Source organism: Aeromonas sp. R5-3, from assembly GCF_040908225.1.
Classification (GTDB): Bacteria; Pseudomonadota; Gammaproteobacteria; order Enterobacterales; family Aeromonadaceae; genus Aeromonas; species Aeromonas dhakensis.
Genome location: NZ_JBFODH010000017.1, coordinates 114,893 through 134,920, shown reverse-complemented (window position 1 = coordinate 134,920; position 20,028 = coordinate 114,893). Strand labels below are relative to the sequence as shown.

The 20,028-nt window shown below is 62.9% G+C and carries 19 protein-coding genes; 14 read left to right on the top strand and 5 right to left on the bottom strand.

Features of this window, described 5'->3' with window-relative positions:
* Positions 1–27: 27 nt before the first annotated feature.
* Positions 28–522 carry a GNAT family N-acetyltransferase gene (locus AB5Y95_RS08170; RefSeq protein WP_214453872.1) on the top strand — a complete coding sequence of 165 codons (495 nt, stop codon included), beginning with the start codon at positions 28–30 and terminating at the stop codon, positions 520–522.
* A gap of 59 nt (positions 523–581) precedes the next feature.
* Here the strand turns inward: AB5Y95_RS08170 and fabB are convergent, their stop codons facing one another.
* A complete protein-coding gene (gene fabB / locus AB5Y95_RS08165; RefSeq protein ID WP_010634180.1) occupies positions 582–1,793 on the bottom strand; it encodes a beta-ketoacyl-ACP synthase I in 1,212 nt (403 codons plus the stop codon).
* A gap of 90 nt (positions 1,794–1,883) precedes the next feature.
* Here fabB and mnmC point away from each other — a divergent pair, with 90 nt between their 5' ends.
* Positions 1,884–3,896: a bifunctional tRNA (5-methylaminomethyl-2-thiouridine)(34)-methyltransferase MnmD/FAD-dependent 5-carboxymethylaminomethyl-2-thiouridine(34) oxidoreductase MnmC gene (gene mnmC / locus AB5Y95_RS08160; protein ID WP_368160436.1), complete on the top strand. Its 2,013-nt coding sequence runs from the start codon at positions 1,884–1,886 to the stop codon at positions 3,894–3,896.
* A 90-nt stretch (positions 3,897–3,986) separates the two neighbouring features.
* Here the strand turns inward: mnmC and AB5Y95_RS08155 are convergent, their stop codons facing one another.
* Positions 3,987–4,586, bottom strand: a complete 600-nt coding sequence (locus tag AB5Y95_RS08155) for a DUF922 domain-containing Zn-dependent protease (protein ID WP_017779966.1) — start codon at positions 4,584–4,586, stop codon at positions 3,987–3,989.
* Positions 4,587–4,921: 335 nt separating this feature from the next.
* On the opposite strand from AB5Y95_RS08155, the gene dcuC reads away from it, so the two are divergent.
* The 5 genes from dcuC to AB5Y95_RS08130 all read left to right on the top strand — a co-directional run bounded on the left by dcuC (position 4,922) and on the right by AB5Y95_RS08130 (position 11,361).
* A complete protein-coding gene (gene dcuC / locus AB5Y95_RS08150; protein WP_368160434.1) occupies positions 4,922–6,274 on the top strand; it encodes an anaerobic C4-dicarboxylate transporter DcuC in 1,353 nt (450 codons plus the stop codon).
* A gap of 129 nt (positions 6,275–6,403) precedes the next feature.
* Positions 6,404–8,062 carry a bifunctional UDP-sugar hydrolase/5'-nucleotidase gene (locus tag AB5Y95_RS08145; protein WP_368160431.1) on the top strand — a complete coding sequence of 553 codons (1,659 nt, stop codon included), beginning with the start codon at positions 6,404–6,406 and terminating at the stop codon, positions 8,060–8,062.
* Between the two features lie 197 nt (positions 8,063–8,259).
* A complete protein-coding gene (locus AB5Y95_RS08140; protein WP_368160428.1) occupies positions 8,260–9,903 on the top strand; it encodes a hypothetical protein in 1,644 nt (547 codons plus the stop codon).
* Between the two features lie 139 nt (positions 9,904–10,042).
* The gene (locus tag AB5Y95_RS08135) at positions 10,043–10,546 is read left to right on the top strand and encodes a M48 family metallopeptidase (RefSeq protein ID WP_368160425.1); all 504 of its coding nucleotides are present in this window, start codon (positions 10,043–10,045) and stop codon (positions 10,544–10,546) included.
* Positions 10,547–10,572: 26 nt separating this feature from the next.
* Positions 10,573–11,361: a DUF2927 domain-containing protein gene (locus tag AB5Y95_RS08130; protein WP_368160422.1), complete on the top strand. Its 789-nt coding sequence runs from the start codon at positions 10,573–10,575 to the stop codon at positions 11,359–11,361.
* Positions 11,362–11,653: 292 nt separating this feature from the next.
* Here the strand turns inward: AB5Y95_RS08130 and AB5Y95_RS08125 are convergent, their stop codons facing one another.
* Positions 11,654–11,902, bottom strand: coding sequence for a DinI family protein (locus AB5Y95_RS08125; protein WP_117404324.1), 249 nt, complete (start codon positions 11,900–11,902; stop codon positions 11,654–11,656).
* A 278-nt stretch (positions 11,903–12,180) separates the two neighbouring features.
* On the opposite strand from AB5Y95_RS08125, the gene AB5Y95_RS08120 reads away from it, so the two are divergent.
* A complete protein-coding gene (locus AB5Y95_RS08120; protein WP_010634187.1) occupies positions 12,181–12,450 on the top strand; it encodes a type B 50S ribosomal protein L31 in 270 nt (89 codons plus the stop codon).
* Entirely contained in the window at positions 12,447–12,572 is a 126-nt protein-coding gene (gene ykgO, locus AB5Y95_RS08115) for a type B 50S ribosomal protein L36 (RefSeq protein WP_005300174.1), read from the top strand. The genes AB5Y95_RS08120 and ykgO overlap by 4 nt, the downstream gene beginning before the upstream one ends.
* 46 nt (positions 12,573–12,618) lie before the next feature.
* Here ykgO and AB5Y95_RS08110 read toward each other — a convergent pair whose 3' ends face one another.
* Positions 12,619–13,485, bottom strand: a complete 867-nt coding sequence (locus AB5Y95_RS08110) for a pirin family protein (RefSeq protein WP_368160420.1) — start codon at positions 13,483–13,485, stop codon at positions 12,619–12,621.
* 123 nt (positions 13,486–13,608) lie between these two features.
* On the opposite strand from AB5Y95_RS08110, the gene AB5Y95_RS08105 reads away from it, so the two are divergent.
* The 3 genes from AB5Y95_RS08105 to AB5Y95_RS08095 all read left to right on the top strand — a co-directional run bounded on the left by AB5Y95_RS08105 (position 13,609) and on the right by AB5Y95_RS08095 (position 16,889).
* Complete coding sequence (locus AB5Y95_RS08105; RefSeq protein ID WP_124249839.1) at positions 13,609–14,514, top strand: LysR family transcriptional regulator; 906 nt, start codon at positions 13,609–13,611, stop codon at positions 14,512–14,514.
* A gap of 286 nt (positions 14,515–14,800) precedes the next feature.
* Positions 14,801–16,228, top strand: a complete 1,428-nt coding sequence (gene sbcB, locus AB5Y95_RS08100; RefSeq protein WP_185450565.1) for an exodeoxyribonuclease I — start codon at positions 14,801–14,803, stop codon at positions 16,226–16,228.
* A gap of 154 nt (positions 16,229–16,382) precedes the next feature.
* Positions 16,383–16,889: a hypothetical protein gene (locus tag AB5Y95_RS08095; protein WP_005300120.1), complete on the top strand. Its 507-nt coding sequence runs from the start codon at positions 16,383–16,385 to the stop codon at positions 16,887–16,889.
* A 73-nt stretch (positions 16,890–16,962) separates the two neighbouring features.
* Here AB5Y95_RS08095 and AB5Y95_RS08090 read toward each other — a convergent pair whose 3' ends face one another.
* Complete coding sequence (locus tag AB5Y95_RS08090; RefSeq protein ID WP_368160416.1) at positions 16,963–18,672, bottom strand: glycoside hydrolase family 36 protein; 1,710 nt, start codon at positions 18,670–18,672, stop codon at positions 16,963–16,965.
* A 159-nt stretch (positions 18,673–18,831) separates the two neighbouring features.
* On the opposite strand from AB5Y95_RS08090, the gene AB5Y95_RS08085 reads away from it, so the two are divergent.
* Together AB5Y95_RS08085 and AB5Y95_RS08080 are read left to right on the top strand one after the other, a co-directional pair.
* On the top strand, positions 18,832–19,188 hold the full coding sequence (locus AB5Y95_RS08085) for a CidA/LrgA family protein (RefSeq protein ID WP_010634193.1): 357 nt from the start codon (positions 18,832–18,834) through the stop codon (positions 19,186–19,188).
* The gene (locus tag AB5Y95_RS08080) at positions 19,185–19,871 is read left to right on the top strand and encodes an LrgB family protein (protein ID WP_010634194.1); all 687 of its coding nucleotides are present in this window, start codon (positions 19,185–19,187) and stop codon (positions 19,869–19,871) included. The genes AB5Y95_RS08085 and AB5Y95_RS08080 overlap by 4 nt, the downstream gene beginning before the upstream one ends.
* Positions 19,872–20,028: the final 157 nt, after the last annotated feature.

Here is a 20,028-nt window from a genome sequence, read left to right as displayed (position 1 = left end):
GTTTTCGGGCAGCCATGCCCTGTCACTATGATCAAGATCCGCACGACCCGGGCCAACGACTGGCCCGCCATCATGGCCATTCAGGACGAGTGTTATCACCAGCTGGATCCTGAACCCATCGACGTCATGAGCAACAAGGCTGAACTGGCCCCCGACTGCTGCTGGGTCGCCGAATATCAGGGCCAGGTGCTGGGTTACCTGCTCTGCCACCCCTGGCGCGCCCACCAGCCACCGCCCCTCTCCATGTCCATGCAGCGCCTGGCCGGCAACGACGAGTTCTATCTGCATGATCTCGCCGTCTCCAGACAGGCTCGCGGCAAGGGGATCGGCCAGCGTCTGCTCGCCACCGCCCTCGCGTTTGCCACCGACGAAGGGTTCGAGCACGCCGGTCTGGTGGCGGTACAGGATGCGCCAGCCTTCTGGCGCAAGCAGGGGTTCAAGCCTGCCAGCACCCAGAAATCCCTGGCTGAATACGGCGAGGGCGCCACCTACATGCGACTGCCACTGCAGGCGCGGGCCTGACGAACACCCAATAAAAAAGGCGCCTTGCGGCGCCTTTTTTGCAACTCATGACGGGCTCATCAAGCCTTGAACTTGCTGAACACCAGAGAGGCGTTGGTACCGCCAAAGCCGAAGCTGTTGGACATGACGGTGTTGAGCTCAGCCTCTTCATACTCACGCACGATGGGCAGACCTTCAGCCTTCTCGTCCAGGGTCTCGATGTTGATGCTGGGGGCGATGAAGCCGTGTTCCATCATCAGCAGGGAGTAGACAGCCTCGTGCACGCCGGCGGCGCCCAGCGCATGGCCGGTCATCGCCTTGGTGGCAGAGATCTTGGGACCGTTGGCACCAAACAGGGTCTGGATAGCTTCCAGCTCTTTGGTATCACCGACCGGGGTGGAGGTGCCGTGGGTGTTGATGTAGTCAACCTTGCCAACACCTTGCATCGCCATCTTCATGCAGCGCACCGCGCCTTCACCGCTCGGGGCGACCATGTCGTAACCGTCGGAAGTGGCGCCGTAGCCGGTCAGTTCGGCATAGATGTGAGCACCACGAGCCAGCGCGTGCTCCAGCTCTTCGATCACCAGGATGCCGCCGCCACCGGAGATGACGAAACCATCGCGGTTCGCATCATAGGTACGGGACGCCTTTTCCGGCGTGTCGTTGTATTTGGTAGACAGCGCGCCCATGGCGTCAAACTGGATGGTAGAAGACCAGTCCAGCTCTTCACCGCCACCGGCGAAGACCACATCCTGTTTGCCAAGCTGGATCAGCTCCATGGCGTGACCGATGCAGTGAGCGGAGGTCGCGCAGGCGGAGCTGATGGAGTAGTTCACACCCTTGATCTGGAACGGGGTCGCCAGGCAGGCGGAGGTGGTGGAGGACATGGTGCGCGGCACCATGTAGGGACCCACACGCTTGACCCCTTTCTCGCGAGCGATGTCCACAGACTCGGAGGTGTTCTTGCCGGAAGCACCACCCGAACCGACCACCAGGCCGGTACGCTCGTTGGAGACCTGGTCTTCCGCCAGGCCGGCATCTTCAATGGCCTGCTGCATGGAGAGGTAGGCGTAGGCCGCGGCGTCACCCATGAAACGCATGACTTTACGGTCGATCAGTTCAGACGGATCGAGTTTGATGTTACCCCAGACACGGCTGCGCAGGTTGTGCTGCTCGAACTGCTCGGAATAGGTGATGCCAGATTTGCCTGCTTTCAGGGAGGCCAGCACTTCTTCCTTGTTGTTGCCGATACTGGAGATGACGCCGATACCGGTGATCACTGCTCTTCTCATTAATTCATCTCGTCTGGAAAAACTGGCACCGAGTCTACCCGCTTTCGGCTGCCAAACTGGTCTGCTTTCACGTAGAATGCCCGCGATTTTGTGACGCGAGCCGAGGAAAACGTGAGTCAAACATCCTTACATCATGCCCGATTGGACTGGAACGAAGCGGGAACTCCAGTCTCCAGTGAGTTCGGGGATGTGTACTTTTCCAATGATAACGGTCTAAGTGAAACCCGCTACGTCTTTTTGCAGCAAAATCGGCTGCCAGCGCGATTTTCGCACCACGATAGTGACATTTTCGTGATAGGTGAGACAGGTTTCGGCACAGGTCTTAACTTTCTGGCGACAATGGCCGCCTTTCTGGAACAGGCGCCCCAAACCGGCAACGGTTCCCGGCTGCACTTCATCAGTTTCGAAAAGTACCCGCTAACCCAGCACGATCTGCGCAAGGCGCTGGCGGCCTGGCCCGAGCTTGCCCACCTGAGCCAGGATCTGATTGCCCAGTGGCCGCTGCCTGTCTGCGGCTGCCATCGCCTCATCTTTGCCAGCGGCCGCATCCGGCTCGATCTCTGGCTTGGCGACATCAAGGAGATGCTGCCCCAGGTGCCCCACCCGGTAACGGGGCTGGTGGATGCCTGGTATCTGGATGGCTTCTCGCCGGCCAAGAACCCCGAGATGTGGACCCAGGATCTGTTCGACGGGCTCGCCCGTCTCGCCCGCCCCCAGGCGACCATAGCCACCTTTACCTGTGCCGGCTTCGTGCGCCGCGGCCTGATTGCCGCCGGCTTTGCCATGCAGAAGGTGAAAGGGCACGGCAGCAAGCGGGAGATGCTGGCAGGCGAGCGCGCAGACAAGCTGCCGCAGCAGACCATAGCCCCCTGCTATGCCCGTCCGTCCGGGCGGGAGGGAGAAGTGCTGATCATTGGCGGTGGCATCGCCTCGGCCATGACGGCGCTCTCGCTGGTGGAGCGGGGCCGCAAGGTCACCCTCTTGTGCCAGGATGACGAGCCGGCCGGCGGCGCCTCCGGCAATCGCCAGGGGGCGCTCTATCCTCTGCTCAACGGTGAGCACGATGCCCTGTCGCGCTTCTATTCGCTGGCCTTCGGCTTTGCCAGAAGCCGACTGCTGGCCCTGGCCGAGCGCCACCCCGTCGCCTTTTCCCTGTGCGGCGTCACCCAGCTCGGTTATGACGACAAGTCCGCCGCCAAGCTGACCAAGATGGCGCAAGGCCCCTTCCCGCCCGATCTGATGCACCCGCTTTCCGAGCCAGAGGTCGAGCAGGTGGTCGGTCTGCCTTGCGGCCACGGCGGCGTCAGCTATCCGCTGGGGGGCTGGCTCTGTCCGGCCGATCTCACCCGCGCCGCCATCAAGGAGGCGCAGGCCGGCGGGCTGCTTGAGGTGCTCTTCAATACCCGGGTCGCTACCGTGACCGAACAGGCGGATGGCTGGCAAGTCGAAAGCTGTGACGGGCGCCGCTGGCAGAGCCCCACCCTGGTGGTGGCCGCCGGACACCAGTTGCCGGCGCTCATCCCCTTTGCCGAGTTGCCGCTCTATCCGGTGCGCGGCCAGGTGAGCCATGTGCCCACCTCCGCCAGCCTGAGCCAGCTCAATACCGTGCTCTGTTATGACGGCTACCTCACCCCAGCCAACGAAGGCCAACACTGCATCGGCGCCAGCTATGGCCGCAACCAGACCGAGCTCGCGTTTCGCGCCGAGGAGCAGACCCAGAACCAGGCGCGCCTGCAGGCCTGCCTGCCGCAGCAGCGCTGGCCTGCCGAGGTGGACGTGAGCGGCAACCAGGCCCGGGTCGGCGTGCGCAGTGCCAGCCGGGATCATCTGCCGGTGGCGGGGCCGGTCGTCAGACTGGCGGCGCTGGCGGATCACAACCTGAAGGCGCCCGTTGATCAGCAGAGTCCATTGCCCCTCTACCCCGGCCTCTATGTGCTGGGGGCGCTCGGCTCACGGGGTCTGTGCTCGGCCCCCCTCTGCGGCGAGCTGCTCGCCTGCGAGATCTGCGGCGATCCGCTGCCGCTGGCCGCCGATCTGCTGGAGGCGCTCCATCCGGCCCGCTACTGGGTACGCAAGCTGCTCAAGGGCAAGCCGTTGCAGTAAGCCTCAGATGCTCAGCTCAAGTGCTCGGCAAGGCGCAACAACAAAACGGGCTCCCCAAGGGAGCCCGTTTTTCATGGATGGTATGTGGCGTCAGATGCCCTTAGGCCAGTTGAGCCCCAGCTTGCGGCCATGGTCGGTCTGCTGCTGCAACTGGGCAAAACGCTCGCGCAAGCTGGCCAGCCCCCCCTGCCCGCGCTGCCAGGCCTGATACTGCAGGGCGGCGCAGTCACGCTCCACCGGCAGTTGGGCCAACTGGATGCCGAGCTGGCTCACGCTCTCCAGCAAGATGTCCTTGTGGCGGCTCTCGTAATCGAACATGGCGGCCACCAGCTTGTCCCACTTCTGGCGCTCGGCGACGGAGGCCTTGGCCTTGTCCATCCAGTTCGGCACCATCACCTTGATGCGGGTGGTGACCTTGACCTGCTCCAGCTCGCAGCGCTGCGCCCCGGGGCTGGTCTGCAACTGCCAGGAGAGTTGATAGCTGGCCATGCCGATGTGGCCATTGGCCCGGGCTGTGCCCGCATTGGTCATCTGGCGGGCCAGGCTCGCCACATCCGGTCCGGAAACCCGATAAAACTGGAAGTCTACCTTGATGTCAGGCACCGCCTTGATGCCGGTGTAATGGGAACTCTCGGCCCCTGCGGTGGCGGCAAACAACATCAGTGCCACCATGAAAAGTTTGCTGACCATTCCCATCTCTGCTGCCTTGACCTCGTTGCTGGCGGGGTTGTTATTTTAATTAATAATCAACGCATTAATATTCAAAGCAGGAGATTAACCGCGATCCCCGCGACTGTCACCTACTCCCGTCACAAAGCCTAAGTGTCAGCTTGACAAGTCGCAACCCCGCGCCCGTATTGATTTGCAAGCGAGATCACAAGTGATGCGCTACATCATGGTGGGTTACCCCTTATTAGATAATAATCGCCGAGTTTTATGTCGATGCATTTCGGGATTGGCCAGATTAACCTCCAAGTTGACGCCAATAATGCATCCACTCCCATTCGTACTCAGGAACTCACTCTATGATGGAACTCCTTATTGGTACCCTGGTCACCCTTGCCGTGGGCCGCTACATCTTCAAGGGCTACTCGGCCACCGGGGTGCTGCTCAGCGGCGGCCTGCTGCTGCTGGCGATCACCGCCCTGATGGGCAAGGCGGTGCTGCCCACCAGCGTCACTTCCACCGGCCACGTTGCCACCGACGTGTTCGAATACGTGCGCTTCCTGCTGGTTGACCGGGGCGGCGGCCTTGGCATGCTGATCATGGTGCTGTGCGGCTTCGCTGGCTACATGAGCCACATCGGGGCCAACACCATTTTGGTGAAGCTCGCGAGCAAGCCGCTCGGCGTCATCAAGTCCCCCTATATCCTGCTGGTGGCCGCCTACCTGGTGGCCTGCGCCATGTCGCTGGCGGTGAGCTCCGCCACCGGCCTCGGCGTGCTCTTGATGGCCACCCTGTTCCCGCTGATGGTCAACATGGGGATCTCCCGCGGCGCCGCGGCGGCGGTGTGCGCCTCGCCGGCCGCCATCATCCTGGCCCCCACCTCAGGGGACGTGGTGATGGCCGCCCAGGCCGCCAACATGGAGCTCATCGAATTTGCCTTCAAGCTGACCCTGCCCATCTCGCTGGTGGCCATCGCCGCCATGGCGGTGACCCACTTCTTCTGGCAGCGCTATCTGGATCAGAAGGCCGGCGAGCACAACGCCGCCGTCGCCCCGAGCGGTCTCATCACCGACGCGCCCGGCTTCTACGCCATCCTGCCCTTCACCCCCATCATCGGGGTGCTGCTGTTTGACGGCAAACTGGGTCCCAAGCTCGACATCGTCACCATCATCGTCATCTGCCTGGTGCTGGCTGCCCTGCTGGAGCTGGTACGCAAGCACAACGGCAAAGAGCTGCTGGACGGGCTGCAGGTGTGCTGGCGCAGCATGGCCGATGCCTTCGCCGGCGTAGTGATGCTGCTGGTGGGGGCCGGGGTGTTTGCCCAGGGGCTGATGGGGCTTGGCTTCATCGCCAACCTCCTGGATCTGGCCCAGAGCTTTGGCACCGGCGGCATCGTCATCATGCTGGTGCTGGTGGTCATCACCACCCTGGCCGCCTTTACCACGGGTTCGGGCAACGCCCCCTTCTACGCCTTCGTGGAGCTCATTCCCCATCTGGCCACCAGCCTGGGCGTCAACCCGGCCTACCTGGTGATCCCCATGCTGCAGGCCTCCAACCTCGGCCGCACCATTTCGCCGGTCTCCGGGGTGGTGGTCGCCTGTGCGGGGATGGGCAATCTCTCTCCGTTCGAGGTGGTCAAACGTACCTCGCTGCCGGTGGCCGTCGGCCTGCTGGTGGTGATCCTCGCCACCCAGATCATGGTGCCCGCCTGACGTGGTCGGGGCTCCCTGAGCGGATGCCCCGCCTCTCCCCTCTCTGCCAGCCCGACCTGCCGCCGGGCTGGTATCTCCCCCCGCCATTGGAGTAGACTCGGTGCTCTTTTTTCTCTAAGGAGGACCGAGATGAGTATTACGGTTCAACTTGCCCATTTCAGTGACTGCCACTCCCATTTCGATGGCGCCCCCATGCGCTTCGCCCCCGCAGGCGAGTCCGAGTGGCGCACCCAGTGCGGCGGCTATGCCCGTATCCTGACCCGGCTCAACGCCCTGCGCCGGCAGGCGGACGAGGCAGGCCAGTCCTCTCTGTTTCTGCACGGTGGCGACACCTTCCAGGGCTCGCTCTATTTCAACCGCTTCAAGGGGCGGGCCAACGCCGATCTGCTGAGCCTGCTGCGACCGGACGCCATGGTGATCGGCAATCACGAGTTCGATCTGGGCAACGGTCCTCTGGTGGAGTTCCTGCGCCAGCTCGATTTTCCGGTGCTGGCTGCCAACCTCGACAGCAGCCAGGAGCCGGCCGATACCCCACTCCCCCTGCGCGGCCTGCCCAATCTGTACGATGCCAGCCGCCCCTGGCAGCGGCGCCTGCTCGGCGGCGTGCCCTTTGCCCTGCTTGGCATCACCTTGCCGCAGATGGCCGCCATCGCCAACCCGGATGGCCACACCCGCTTCCACGGCATCGAGCAGACCCTGCAAACCGCGCTGGCAGAGATCAAGGCCGCCGGCATTCAGCACATCATCCTGCTCAGCCACCTGGGGCTCGAGCAGGACAAACGGCTCGCCGAGCGTTTCCCCGAGCTCAGCCTCATCATCGGTGGCCACACCCACAGCCTGCTGGGGGAGCTGGCGCCGCTCGGGCTCGACAGCGAAGGCAGCTACCCGCTGATGGTGAACGGGGTGGCCGTCCTGCACGCCGCCCACAGCGCCCTCTGCCTCGGGGTGTGCGAGCTGACCTTTGACCAGCGCGGCCGGGTTGAGCGCAGCCGCGGCCAGCTGGAGTGGCTACCCTGGCAGCCCTGGCCCTTTGCCGGCAATCCGCCGGCCGGGCTCACCTTCTGTGACCCCGACCCCGAACTGGAACAGCATCTGACCAAGCGCTACCGGCCCGAGCTGGAGACCATGACCCAGCGCATCGTGACCCGCCTTGACGAGCCGCTGCACCACCAGCGGCTGCCCGATGCCAACCTACCGGCCGGCAGCCAGGTCGCCCCCCTGGTGGCGAGCGCCATGCTGGCCAGCGCCCGCGAGCAGGTCGGTCAGGTGGACTTCGCCCTGCACAACGCCGGCGGGGTGCGCTGCTCCCTCGAACCCGGGCCGCTCAGCGAAGCAGACATCGCCGGCCGCCTGCTGCCATTCGCCATCCCGCTCACCCTCTATCGGGTGCACGGCCATGAACTGGCCGAGGCGCTGGAGGGGGCCATCGACAACGCCACCAACAACGGCGTGACGGGCAATGGCAGCGGCAGCTTCCCCTATACCGCCGGCGTGCGCTTCTGTTATCAGGCGGACCAACCCAAGGGGCGCCGGATCACCCGGCTGGAGTGGGAGCGTGCGCCTGATGAGTGGCAAGCGGTCGACGCCGACGCCATCTATCGGGGGGTCTCCAGCGCCTACACCGCCTCCGGCAAGGAGGGCTACACAGCGCTGGCCCGCACCCTGACCCAGCACAATCAGGAGCTCGGCATCACCCTGGCGGATGCCTTCATCCGCTGGGCCCGCTATCTGCCGGCGCTCACCGCCATGCCGGCGCGGGTGGAGTATCAGGGGCCGACCGCCGGCTGATCCCCCGCCAGCCGGGGCGAAAGCCGGACTCGGCTTTGCCCTTTGTCCCCGTACGCCATAAAACGTGCCGCTTTCTTGTCGTAAAGCGGCACTTTTGCAAATTATTTCAAGCACATTCCCCTGGCCCATTGCATCGTGTGGTCAGGCTCGGCAAGATAGGCCCGCTTTCGAGACTTCCCAGCAGGAACAGGTCACCCATGAATCATGCCATCCGTTTTACTCCTCCTCGCGTCAATCCGGGCCTGCGGCCGCTGGTGATCCTGCTCACCGGTTTGCTGGCCTTGCTGTTCTGCCTGCGCAACCCGCTGTTCCACGGCATGGCGCCGGGCTTCGACGCCTCACTGTTTGCCGTGATGGGCAAGATGTGGAGCGAGGGGGGCGTGCTCTATCGGGACATGATCGACATCAAGGGCCCCATGATCTTCGCCCTCGATGCCTTCGGCTACGGCCTCGGCGGCTTCTTCGGGATCTGGTTGCTGGAATGGGCGCTCTGCTGGCTGGGGCTGATGGCCAGCTGGCAGGCCTTCGGTCAGCTCGGCCTCTCATTGCGGGCCCGGCTCGGCAGCATGCTGGCGGTGCTGGCGCTCTATGGCACCCGCTATTACTACGGCAACATGACCGAGGACTGGACCTTCCATCTGGCCCTCATCGCCCAGTGGGCCTTCATCACCATGCTGCTGGACAAGCGCTGCAGCTGGGGACCGGCGCTGGTGGCCGCGCTCACCTTTGCCATCGTCGCCTGGATGCGCACCAACAACGGCGCCTTCTGGGGTGCCTGGTATCTGGTGCTGTTCTGCCACTGGTGCCTGCGCGAGCAGTGGCGCTGTGCCCTCTCCCTGCTCTGCTCCAGCCTGCTGGGGCTGATGCTCGTCGGCGGTCCGCTGCTGGCCTATTTCCAGCACCACAACCTGCTGGCCGAATTCAAATACTACGCCTTCGACATCTTCTTCGAGGGGAGCTACGGCAACGGCTTCTCGCCGGATGTGGGCAGCGTCGGCCTGCTGCGCACCGGCCTCATCATGCTGTTGCCCGCCTTCATCGTGCTGATGATGAGCCGGCGCCAGGAGTGGTACCTGCCTGTGTTGTGCGCCACCCTGTTTGGGGTCATCTTCACCCTGATCGCCAACTCGGTCTCCGGCCACGTGTTCGATCACTACGACGTGCTCTATCTGCAGCTGGCCCTGCTGCCGCTTGCCTGCCTGCTGGATCGCAGCGAACAGCAAGCCGATGCCCTCGGTCTGCTCTGCATCTCGCTGGTGGTGCTGACCGCCAGCTGGCTGCTGGCCCAACAGCTCGGTTACGGCTGGAGCACCAAGGAGTGGTCACTGGAACGGGTGCGTGAAGTGCTCGGCAACAGCCTGCTGTGGGCCCTGCCGGTGCTCATTCTGGTGCCCCTGTGGCGCGCCTGGGACGTGCGCAGCGCCACCCCCTGGCTCGCCTCGCTCGCCATGCTGGCCCTGATGCTCAACAACGCCTGGGAAGGCAGCCAGAAAGGCAGACCCTTCAACCCACCGGCCCAGGTACGGGTCGACCGGATCCTGGCCGAAAGCACCCCCACCGACAAGATCTGGGTGGATGGCATCCAGCCCCAATATTACCTCTGGACCGATCGCCAGCCGGCCTCCGCCTACCTGTTCTTTGCCAACGTCAACCCACCCTACGACGTGCGTGAACGGGTGCTGGCCGACCTCAAGCGCCAGAGTCCCAAGTTCATCATCGCCAAGCCGGATCGGGTGGCCTATGAGCTCAAGAAGCCCAGCTCCCCCTCCAGTCTCGCCTTCTATCAATATCTGGTGAGCCAGTATGAAGAGGTGGAGCCGGGTCTCTATCGCAGGCGCTGAGCCCCCTTGAGCGAACAGGGCCGTCATCCCGCGATGACGGCCTTTTCATTGCGGTGAGGCAGGCCCGGCCCGAAACGGTAGGCAAGCGGCGACGCGCTGACTACAATGGCGCTCTTTTGATGTATTGAGTAATGCAGACATGGCGGAACTGACCTATCTCGATGGCTACCCCGAGCCCCTCAAGGCCCAGGTGCAACAGCTGATCGCGGCGGGCAAGCTCGGGGAGGGGCTGGCCAGGCGCTATCCTGAGACCCACCTCATCCAGAGCGACAAGGCGCTGCTCGCCTACACCATGGAGCTGAAGAACCGCTACCTGAAGAGCTCGGCGCCGCTTTCCAAGGTGATCTTCGACGGCAAGATCAACGTGATCAAGGATGCCCTCGGTCTGCACACCTATGTGAGCCGGGTGCAAGGCAGCAAGCTCAAGGCCAAGAACGAGATCCGCATCGCCGCCCTGTTCAAGGAGGCCCACCCGGCCTTTCTGAAGATGATCGTGGTGCATGAGCTGGCCCACCTGAAAGAGAAGGATCACAACAAGAGCTTCTATCAGCTCTGTCAGCATATGGAGCCGGACTATCATCAACTGGAGTTTGATCTGAGGCTCTGGCTCACCTGGCGCGATCTCGAGCGTGCCGCACGCTGACCCATCGCAGGTTTCAAGGAGGAGACATGATCCCGTTGCGCCGACCACTTGCCCGCTGGTTGATGGCGACACTCTTGCTGAGCCCTTCCCTCTCGGCGGCCGAACGCTGGCAGAGCGATGCCTATCTCACCGCAAGCTTCTTTGAGATCGCCATGAAGCGGGAGTACGGCCACGAACAGAACGTGCGCTTCTCCCGCTGGGAGCAGCCCATCCGGCTCAAGCTGGTCAACGAGTTTGGCGACAAGGCGCTGCAAAGCGAGGTGGTAAGGGTGCAGAGCCAGCATCTGGCCGGCATCATAGGCCGCCCCATTACGCTGGTAGATGAGCGGCCCAACATCACCCTGATCATGACCGAGCGCGCCAAGATGGCGAGCTGGGCCAAGCGCACCATGGGGCAGGATGCCTCCGTCAAGACGGCGCTCAAGGAGGGGCTCTGCATGGCCAACTTCACCACCAATACCCGCCGCGAGATGGCCCGCGCCACCATCATCATTCCGGTGGATTACAGCCGGGCCAAGGGGCGCTTCCTCGACTGCGTGGTGGAGGAGCTCACTCAGGTGATGGGGCTGCCCAACGATTCGGACAAGGTGTTTCCCTCCATCTTCAACGACAACAGCATCGACAGCTTTCCGACCGGGCTCGATTACGTGCTGCTCAAGCTCGCCTATCACTCGGCCCTGCAGGCCGGCATGACGGCCAGCGAAGTGCGCGCCGCCCTTCCCATCGCCCTCAAGGCACTGCGGGCCAGCGGTGACATTGCCCAGGCCGATCAGCGGGTACAGGTCAACAGCCTCAAACGCTGGGCCGGGCTCTAACACTTGCTGCCTGTTCTGAGTTCTGAGTTTTGAGTTTTGAGTTTTGAGTTTTGAGTTTTGAGTTTTGAGTTTTGAGTTTTGAGTTTTGAGTTTTGAGTTTTGAGTTTTGAGTTTTGAGTTTTGAGTTTTGAGTTTTGAGTTTTGAGTTTTGAGTTTTGAGTTTTGAGTTTTGAGGATTAAGGATTAAGGGCAGAGAGCACGACAAGCACGGGCTCCATCCCGCGAAAACAAAAAACGCAGCCATGGCTGCGTTTTTTCTGTCTATCCAATTTTCATATGCTCGACGCCTGGCTCAGGAGGCTGCACTCTCCGGCATCCAGCTATCGGCGTTCTCCCACACCTCCTGCACCATGGCTTCCGCCAGCTCCTTATCCTCCTTGCTGGCCCGGCTGACGGTCAACGCCATGGCACTGCCAGGGGCGACGCGAACATGCAGGTCGGGGAACTTCTCGCCCAGCTGCTTGAGCAGCTCCTGGCGCAGCGCCTCCATGGTCGAGGTGGGCACCTGATGTTTCTTGTCGATGATGATTTCCAGACGCATAGGATACTTCTCCATGATTTTTACTGTATTTTTATACAGTAAAAATCAAAAGTAAAGAGGGCGCCAGCGGCTGACCAAAAACTCTTTCCTGCAAGACCTTCTCCCCTGATGCAATTGGCTGTCTATTCAAGCGGTCAACCGAGCAAACGGCGCAACGCGGCAACTTCATTCTCCTCGCTCAACCCTGATGCCGTGCAAAAAGTTGTTGATATTGATTCTCAACGGAGGCATGATTTTATTGTTATAACATAACATTAAATCACACAGAGCGAACCATCATGCGTCCAGACATTCACCCCGAGTACCGTCAGGTTCTGTTCCACGACCTGACCGCCAACACCTATTTTCTGGTGGGTTCCACCCTCAAGACCGATCGCACCAAGCTGTGGGAAGACGGCAATACCTACCCCTATGTAACACTGGATGTTTCCAGTGCGTCACACCCCTTCTATACCGGCAAGCAGAAGCAGGTCAGCAAGGAGGGTCAGGTCGCCCGCTTCGGCCAGCGTTTCGGTCAGTTCTTCAACAAAGGAAAAGCCCAGTCATGAAAGTCCTCTCCTCCCTCAAATCAGCCAAGTCGCGCCACCCCGATTGCCAGATCGTCCGCCGCCGCGGCAAGCTGTTCGTGATCTGCAAGAGCAACCCCAGGTTCAAGGCCCGTCAGCGCTGATCCGCAGCACAATAAAAACAAGGCCCTTCTGCGAGGGCCTTGTTTATCACTCCGGCATCACGCCGAATCTGCCGCTGTTGAAGTCATCAATAGCCTGCACTATCTCCTCATGGCTGTTCATCACGAAGGGGCCGTGCCCCACGATGGGCTCCTCGATGGGCTCGCCGCTCAGCAGCAACACAGTGGCGTCGCTGTTTGCCTCGATCACCACCTGCTGCCCCGCTCTCTCTAACACCACCATCTGCGCCTCCCGGGCGATGGCACTGCCGCTGACCTGCACCGAACCCTTCAACACGATGAGCGCGCCGGTCCAGCCTTCGGGCAACTCGAGTGTGCTGACGCTGCCCTGCACCAGACGCAGATCCCAGACATGCAGCGGACTGAAGGTATGGGCCGGACCACGGACTCCCTCAAACTCGCCAGCGATAACCCGTACCGACCCCGCGTCGTCGGCAAGCGCCACCGTCGGAATATCTCGTGCCAGGATGGGCTGGTAACCGGGCGGCGTCATCTTGTGGCTGCTCGGCAGATTCACCCACAGCTGCACCATCTCGAGTTCACCGCCTGACTCGCTGAAGGCCGGGGCATGAAATTCCTCGTGCAAGATACCCGCGCCGGCGGTCATCCACTGCACGTCACCCGGGCCTATCACGCCGCCCCGACCGGTCGAATCCCGGTGCGCCACTTCGCCCTTGTAGACGATAGTTACCGTCTCGAAACCGCGATGGGGATGTTCACCCACTCCGCGCGGCCGGCTGCTCGGCGTGAAGTTGGTCGGGCCGGCATAGTCGAGCAGCAGAAATGGGCTCAACTGCTTGCCATGGCTGCTGTAGGAGAAGAGGGAGCGTACGGGAAAGCCGTCGCCCACCCAGTGAGGACGGGGGGCGCTGTAAACACCGAGGATCTTTTTCATCTGTCGCTCCTGACATATCCGGTGGAATTGAACACTGGAGACAGCATAGTTTCGAGACGAACAGGTGGGTAGACTGCTAAATTGGGCATCAGCGTCCTATTTTTGGAACGATGAGAGCACCCTATGCAGGATCTGAACGATCTCTACTACTTCGTCCAGGTGGTGGATCACGGCGGCTTTGCCCCCGCTGGCCGCGCCATCGGCATGCCCAAATCCCGCCTCAGCCGCCGGATAGCACAGCTTGAAGAGCGGCTCGGCGTGCGGCTGCTCCAGCGCTCGACCCGCCAGTTTGCGGTGACCGAGCTGGGCCGTACCTATTACGAACACTGCAAGGGGATGCTGGTGGAGGCCGAGGCGGCGCAGGCTGCCATCGAGATGACCCGAACCGAGCCCTGTGGTCTCATCCGCATGAGCTGCCCCATTGCCCTGCTGCATACCCATATCGGCCCCATGCTGGCGGATTTCATGGCCCGTCACCCGCAGATCAGGATCGAGCTGGAAGGGACCAATCGGCGGGTCGACCCCATCGCCGAAGGAGTCGATGTGGCGATCCGGGTCAGACCGCCACCGCTGCAGGACAGCGAACTGGTGATCCGGACACTGGCGCAGCGTCGCCAGTGCCTGGTGGCCAGCCCGGCACTGATAGCACAACGGGGCTTGCCCGCCGCACCGGCGGATCTGTACGGCTGGCCCAGCATGGGGCTGGGAGCGCCACGGCAGCACTATATCTGGTCGCTGTTCGGGCCGCAGGGGGCCCATGTCGAGCTCGCCCACCAACCCCGTTTCGTCACCACCGACATGGTGGCCCTGCGCAGTGCCGCGCTGGTCGGGATCGGCGTGGTGCAGTTGCCGCTGTTGATGGTGCGGGAGCAGCTCGATGCCGCCACCCTGGTCAAGGTGGTGCCCGCCTGGGAGCCGAAGCCCGAACTCATCCACGCCGTGTTCCCCTCCCGGCGCGGCCTGCTCCCCTCTGTACGGGCGCTGATCGACTATCTGGTGGCTCGATTCGCCGCCATCGATGAGGAGTAACCTGCCATGCCCGGCCGCGATCACCAGGCCGGGCATCCATCCTCGATGTCCGGCACACTGGCGGGCGCGGCCAGAAGAAACCGTTGAGACATGCCTTTGTCTTAGAAGATCATGGCGTTGCTCATCTCACCGGGCTGGCCAACCTGCCGCGGCCAATAAACAGCCAACCACGACGACTGCCCTTCGCTCTGCCTGCGCTATGGTTTACCATGCAGGCAACCGAGGTGCATGGCACCCCCACCCAGGCGCCAGGCGCCGCCGTCATCGGATATCCCTCTCGAGCAACATGAGCAAAACAGCACACGCCGGCAGCGAGCCGACCTTCTACTTCCACGACTACGAGACCTTCGGCATCAGCCCGGCCAGGGACAGACCGGCGCAGTTTGCCGGCATTCGCACCGATGCGGATTTCAACCTCATCGGCGAGCCGCTGGTCATCTATTGCAAGCCGCCGGCGGACTATCTGCCGGAACCGGAGGCGTGCCTCATTACCGGCATCACGCCGCAAAAAGCGATGAAGGACGGGCTGTGCGAGGCGGATTTCATCCGTCAGATCCACGAGCAGTTCGCCACCCCGGGCACCTGCGTACTTGGCTACAACAGCATCCGCTTCGATGACGAGGTGACCCGCTACACCCTCTATCGCAACTTCTATGACCCCTATGCCTACGCCTGGCAAAACGGCAACTCCCGCTGGGACATCCTCGACATGCTGCGGGCCTGCTACGCCCTGCGCCCGGAGGGGATCGAGTGGGCGTTTGACGAAGAGGGCAAGCCGAGCTTCAAGCTGGAGAAGCTGACGGTGGCCAACGGCGTGGCCCACGCCAACGCCCACGATGCGCTCTCGGATGTGCTGGCCACCATCGAGATGGCCAGGCTGGTGAAAAAGGCCCAGCCCAAGCTGTTCGATTATCTCTTTGATCTTCGCAACAAGAACAAGGTGAAGGCCCTCATCGACGTGGTCACCATGAAGCCGCTGGTACACGTCTCCGGCATGTTCTCCCCCTGGCAGGGGTGCGCAAGCTGGGTGTCGCCGCTCGCCTGGCACCCCAGCAACCAGAACGCGGTGATCATGGTGGATCTCACCCGCGACCCCACCCCGCTCATCGAACTCACCAGCGAGGAGATCCGCGAGCGCCTCTACACCAAGAAAGAGGAGCTGGGGGATCTGGCCGGCATTCCGGTGAAGCTGGTGCACATCAACAAGTGCCCGGTGCTGGCGCCGGCCGCCACCCTGACGCCGGAGCGGGCGGACCAGCTGGGCATCGACCGGGCTCAGTGCCGCAAGAGCCTGGATCTGCTGCGCGCCCACCCCGAAGTGCGGGAAAAACTGGTGGAGGTGTTCAATCAGGAGTTTGCCGGCAACAATGACGGCGATCCGGATACCCAGCTCTACGCCGGCTTCTTCGGTCACGGCGACAAGTCCACCATGGATCTGGTGCGCGCCACCCCGGCAGATCTGCTGGGCGAGCGGGAGTTTGCCTTCACGGATCCACGTCTGCCGGAGATGCTGTTCCGCTACCGCGCCCGCAACTGGCCGCACACTTTGAGCGAAACGGAGCAGAAGCGCTGGCGCCTGCACTGCAGCGACTACTTCAGCCGCCGTCTGCCCGACTATGTGCCACGCCTCGAGGCGCTGGCTGAGCAGAATCAGGGGAACGATCGGAACTTTTCCATCCTCAAGAGCCTCTATCACTACCTCGAAAATCTGTGAGATGTGACCCGCCTCACGGTTAAATGACTGTACGCTCCCCCGCCCCGCGACATAATGGGAAGGGGAGCAAAGACTCCTGATGTTTCAATTATTTGTGCGCTAACATTGCACTAACGGCCGGTTGGCCTATCGACCCTTGGGGATGCCTCATCCGATGCGTTCAGGATTATCCGGTTTTGGTTTGCTCATCTGCGCCCTGCTGCCATCGACCAGCATGGCGGGTGTGCGCTTTGATATCCCCGACTACCTGCTGCAATTGCCGCAGCAGACCTATGAGCTGATCGAGAGCAACTTCAGTCGCCTCTATCGGCAGACCGATTTCACCCCCCAGATCACCAACAGCTATTTCAACCGCTCCGATCTCTACAACTTCGTCGGCGTGCCATTGGCCATCACTCCCCAGGCCGGTTTTCAGCTGGAGGTATTCGGCCAGCTCTACAACCGCGCCTCCCAGAGCTATGTGCACATGAGCCAGGACATGTCGCTCTATCGGATGATCCGGGCCGACATGATGGGCAACACCAACGACGAGGTAGCCCTCGGCATGGGGCTCGGCATTCCGCTCACGGCGCAGCTCACCTTCAAGGCCCTGCTCTCCAGCAACGAGATCCCGGGCTATGGCGCCGCCAACTACGCCATCGGCTTCGAGTGGCGTTACTGACTCAAGGCCAGCAGCCCTCTTTCGCAATAAATTCAGGCTCCCGTGGGAGCCTGAATCATGATTGCCAGCCTGCTCAGCGGTAGCGGATCACCCGCCCCTCGCCCCCCTGCAGGGTGAGCGCGGTACCGACGGCCCCCTCTTCCCAAAAATCCTCGCCACCCGCCGGCAGCAAAAACTCCTGAGGCTGTGCCTCCCAGTTGAAGAGACAGAGCAGGGTACCGCCCTCGGGCAGGCTCACCTCGCCGCAGGCAAAGTCCATCGACTCGAAACGGGCGCAAGGGGCGCGCGCCGCGCAGAGCTCGAGCAGCTTGCGCAGCTGCGCTGCCTGTTCCTCGTCAAGATCCTGCAGCCTGTCCCCGGCCAGCATCATGCCGCAGCTTGCCACCAGCGCTGCCAGATGAAAGCGGTACTCGGCAGGGCTCGCCTGCTGGCTCGGCAGATCCCGCAGGCAGATGCAGTCGGGGTCGAGGGCCCAGAGCTTGTCATTTTGCCAGGCGCGGCAGAACGCCTCGCGGGCGATCTGGCGATAGCGATGGCCGTGGCGCTCCACGTCATCGCTCACCCGCATGCCGTGCACCAGGCCAAGGCTTGGCCAGATGGGCGCGTTGCAACCGAGCAGGAAGGCCCCCTCGCCCGCCCCGCGCAGGATGGCGGCCATGCCGCGCCGGTAAGCCTCGACCCGGGTGGCGGAAGAGTCATGGAAGCGGCCGCCGTGGATGGCGCCCCAGAAGTTGGCGTCGAGCTTGAAGTAGTGGATGCCCCACTGCTCGCGCAGGGTACGAAACACCTGCTCGAGGTGAGCCTGCACCTCGGGGTGGGTGCCATCCAGCACGTACCAGGGGGTACAGCGCCAGCCGCCGTAGGTAACCCGCTCTGAGGGCAGCGGCAGCCCGTCCTCCCCCTTCACGAACCAGTCGGGGTGATCCTGAAACACCTGGGAGCCGGGCTCGGCGATAAAGGGTGCGACCCAGAGCGCCGGCTCGCAGCCAGCGTCTTTGATCTCGGCGGCCAGGGATGCCACCCCCTGCTCGAACTTGGCCGACGGGGTGAGCCAGTCGCCTATCTTGGCCTGATAACCGTCGTCAAGCTGCACGTAGCGCAGCGCCGGGAAACGCTCGGCACGCACCTGCAGGTTCTCGCGAATGTCGGCGGCGCTCACGTCCGCGTAGTAGTGATACCAGGAGCACCAACCGCTGGGGCGTTCGCCGACCTGGCCAATCAGCGAGCCATGCTCGGCCTCGATCCGCTGCGCCAGCTCGGCCAACAGCGCCTCCCGATCTTTTCCTTCAAGGCAGAGCAGCGCCTCGCTCTGCCAGAACTGGCCGGCCGGGAGCGCACGCCCCTCGCCGTTCATCAGGATCTGCAGCCGGCCATCGGGGTAGAGCCGAAACTCCCCGCCAAAGCGCTGGCAGCTGGCAAAGGCGAGCAGCAGCCAGCCCCTGTCGTGCTCCACCAGCAGCAGGTTGTGCACCGTGTGATAGCCCTGATCGTCGGTGATGCGATAGACGCCGGCATCGGGGCAACGGCCGACCGGCTGCGGCGCTTGCCAGCTGCCCATGGTCTGGGCCAGCATCTGGAAGCCTTCGCCGTAGATGGCGCTCGCGGGCGAGAGGCCGAGTTTGCCGTCAAACAGCGTCCAGTGCCCGACCCGGGCCTCGCTGCTGCCGGTGTTGTCGAGCCGCACCCGGCACAGGGGGCCTTCCCACTGGCGGGTTTGCAGCAACGAAGGGGGGAGATGGTGGTCGTCCGCCAGCTGACGCAGGCGGGACAAGAGAGATGTCATGGCGACTCCTTGTGGTTCGAAAAGGGTTCTATCTGAAAATCCTCAATGAAATCAGCCTCAAACGAACTGATTTCAGCTGTTATTGTTTTAATGCCGCGACCCTGTCTCTCTGGTAGACTGGCGAATTACTTAGTTCACCGTTACCAAGATGGGGCTCCTGTGATCGCGCAACGTGCCTTGCTGTACCTTCGTGACTTTCTGGTCATCGTCGCCTGCCTGCTGGCGGGCAAAACCCTGGCAGCCATCCTGCCGTTCGCCTTTCCCGGCAGCATCATCGGCATGCTGCTGCTGTTCGTGCTGCTCTCCCTGCAACTGGTGAAACTGCACTGGGTCGAGCAGGGCGCCGGCCTGCTGCTGCGCCACATGGGGGTCTTGTTCGTGCCGGTGGCGGTCGGGCTGGTGGCCTGGCTGGAGCCGCTGCGCCAATCCTTCGGCCTCATCATGCTCTGCATCGTGCTCGGGATCGTGCTGATCCTCGGCACCGTCGGCCGCCTCTACCAGAGGATGAACAGATGATCTTCTGGCTGGCCATTCCCTTGACCCTGGCGCTCTACTTCGCCACCCGGGCCCTCTATCGCAAGCTGCCCTGGCCCATCATCAACCCGGTGCTGGTGCCCACCGCCGTCATCATCGGCCTGCTGCTCTGGTTCGATCTGCCGCTAGAGCAGTACGAGAGCGGCACCCGCCCCATCACGGCGCTGCTGGAGCCGGCGGTGGTGGCGCTGGCGCTGCCCCTCTATCAGCAGGCCCGCCAGATCCAGGCCAGGCTCAAACCCATCCTGATCTGCACCCTGAGCTCGGTCCTGATCTCGGTCTGCACTACCCTGGCAGTCGGTCATTTCATGGGCGCCGATCCGGCACTGCTGGCCTCGCTCGCCACCAAATCCATCACCACCCCGCTCGCCATGAGCGTCAGCCAGTCCCTCGGCGGCATTCCTGCCATCGCCGCCGCCGTGGTGGTGGTAGTCGGGATCGTCGGCGCCCTGGTGGGCTTCCCCCTGCTCAGGCTGATGCGGGTCACCGACCCCGAAGCCCAGGGGCTGGCCATGGGGGCCTGTGCCCACGCCATCGGCACCGCCACCTCCGCCGAGCAGGGCATCACCCAGGGCGCCTTTGCCTCGCTGGCCATGGTGGTATGCGGCATCCTCACCGCCGCCGTGGCCCCCCTGCTGTTTGCCATTTACCACTGGTTGAGCTGAAGCGCACCCTTTTCCGCTGCGGCGGGCCTGCGGGCCCGCCGATGTGCGACCTGCCGCACAATTTGCACAAGACAAACGTTTCCATTAACATCCCCCTCCGTTTGCCCGTCAGGGCGTGAGCACGCTCACACATTTAGCCGAGCTTGCTCCCTACAAT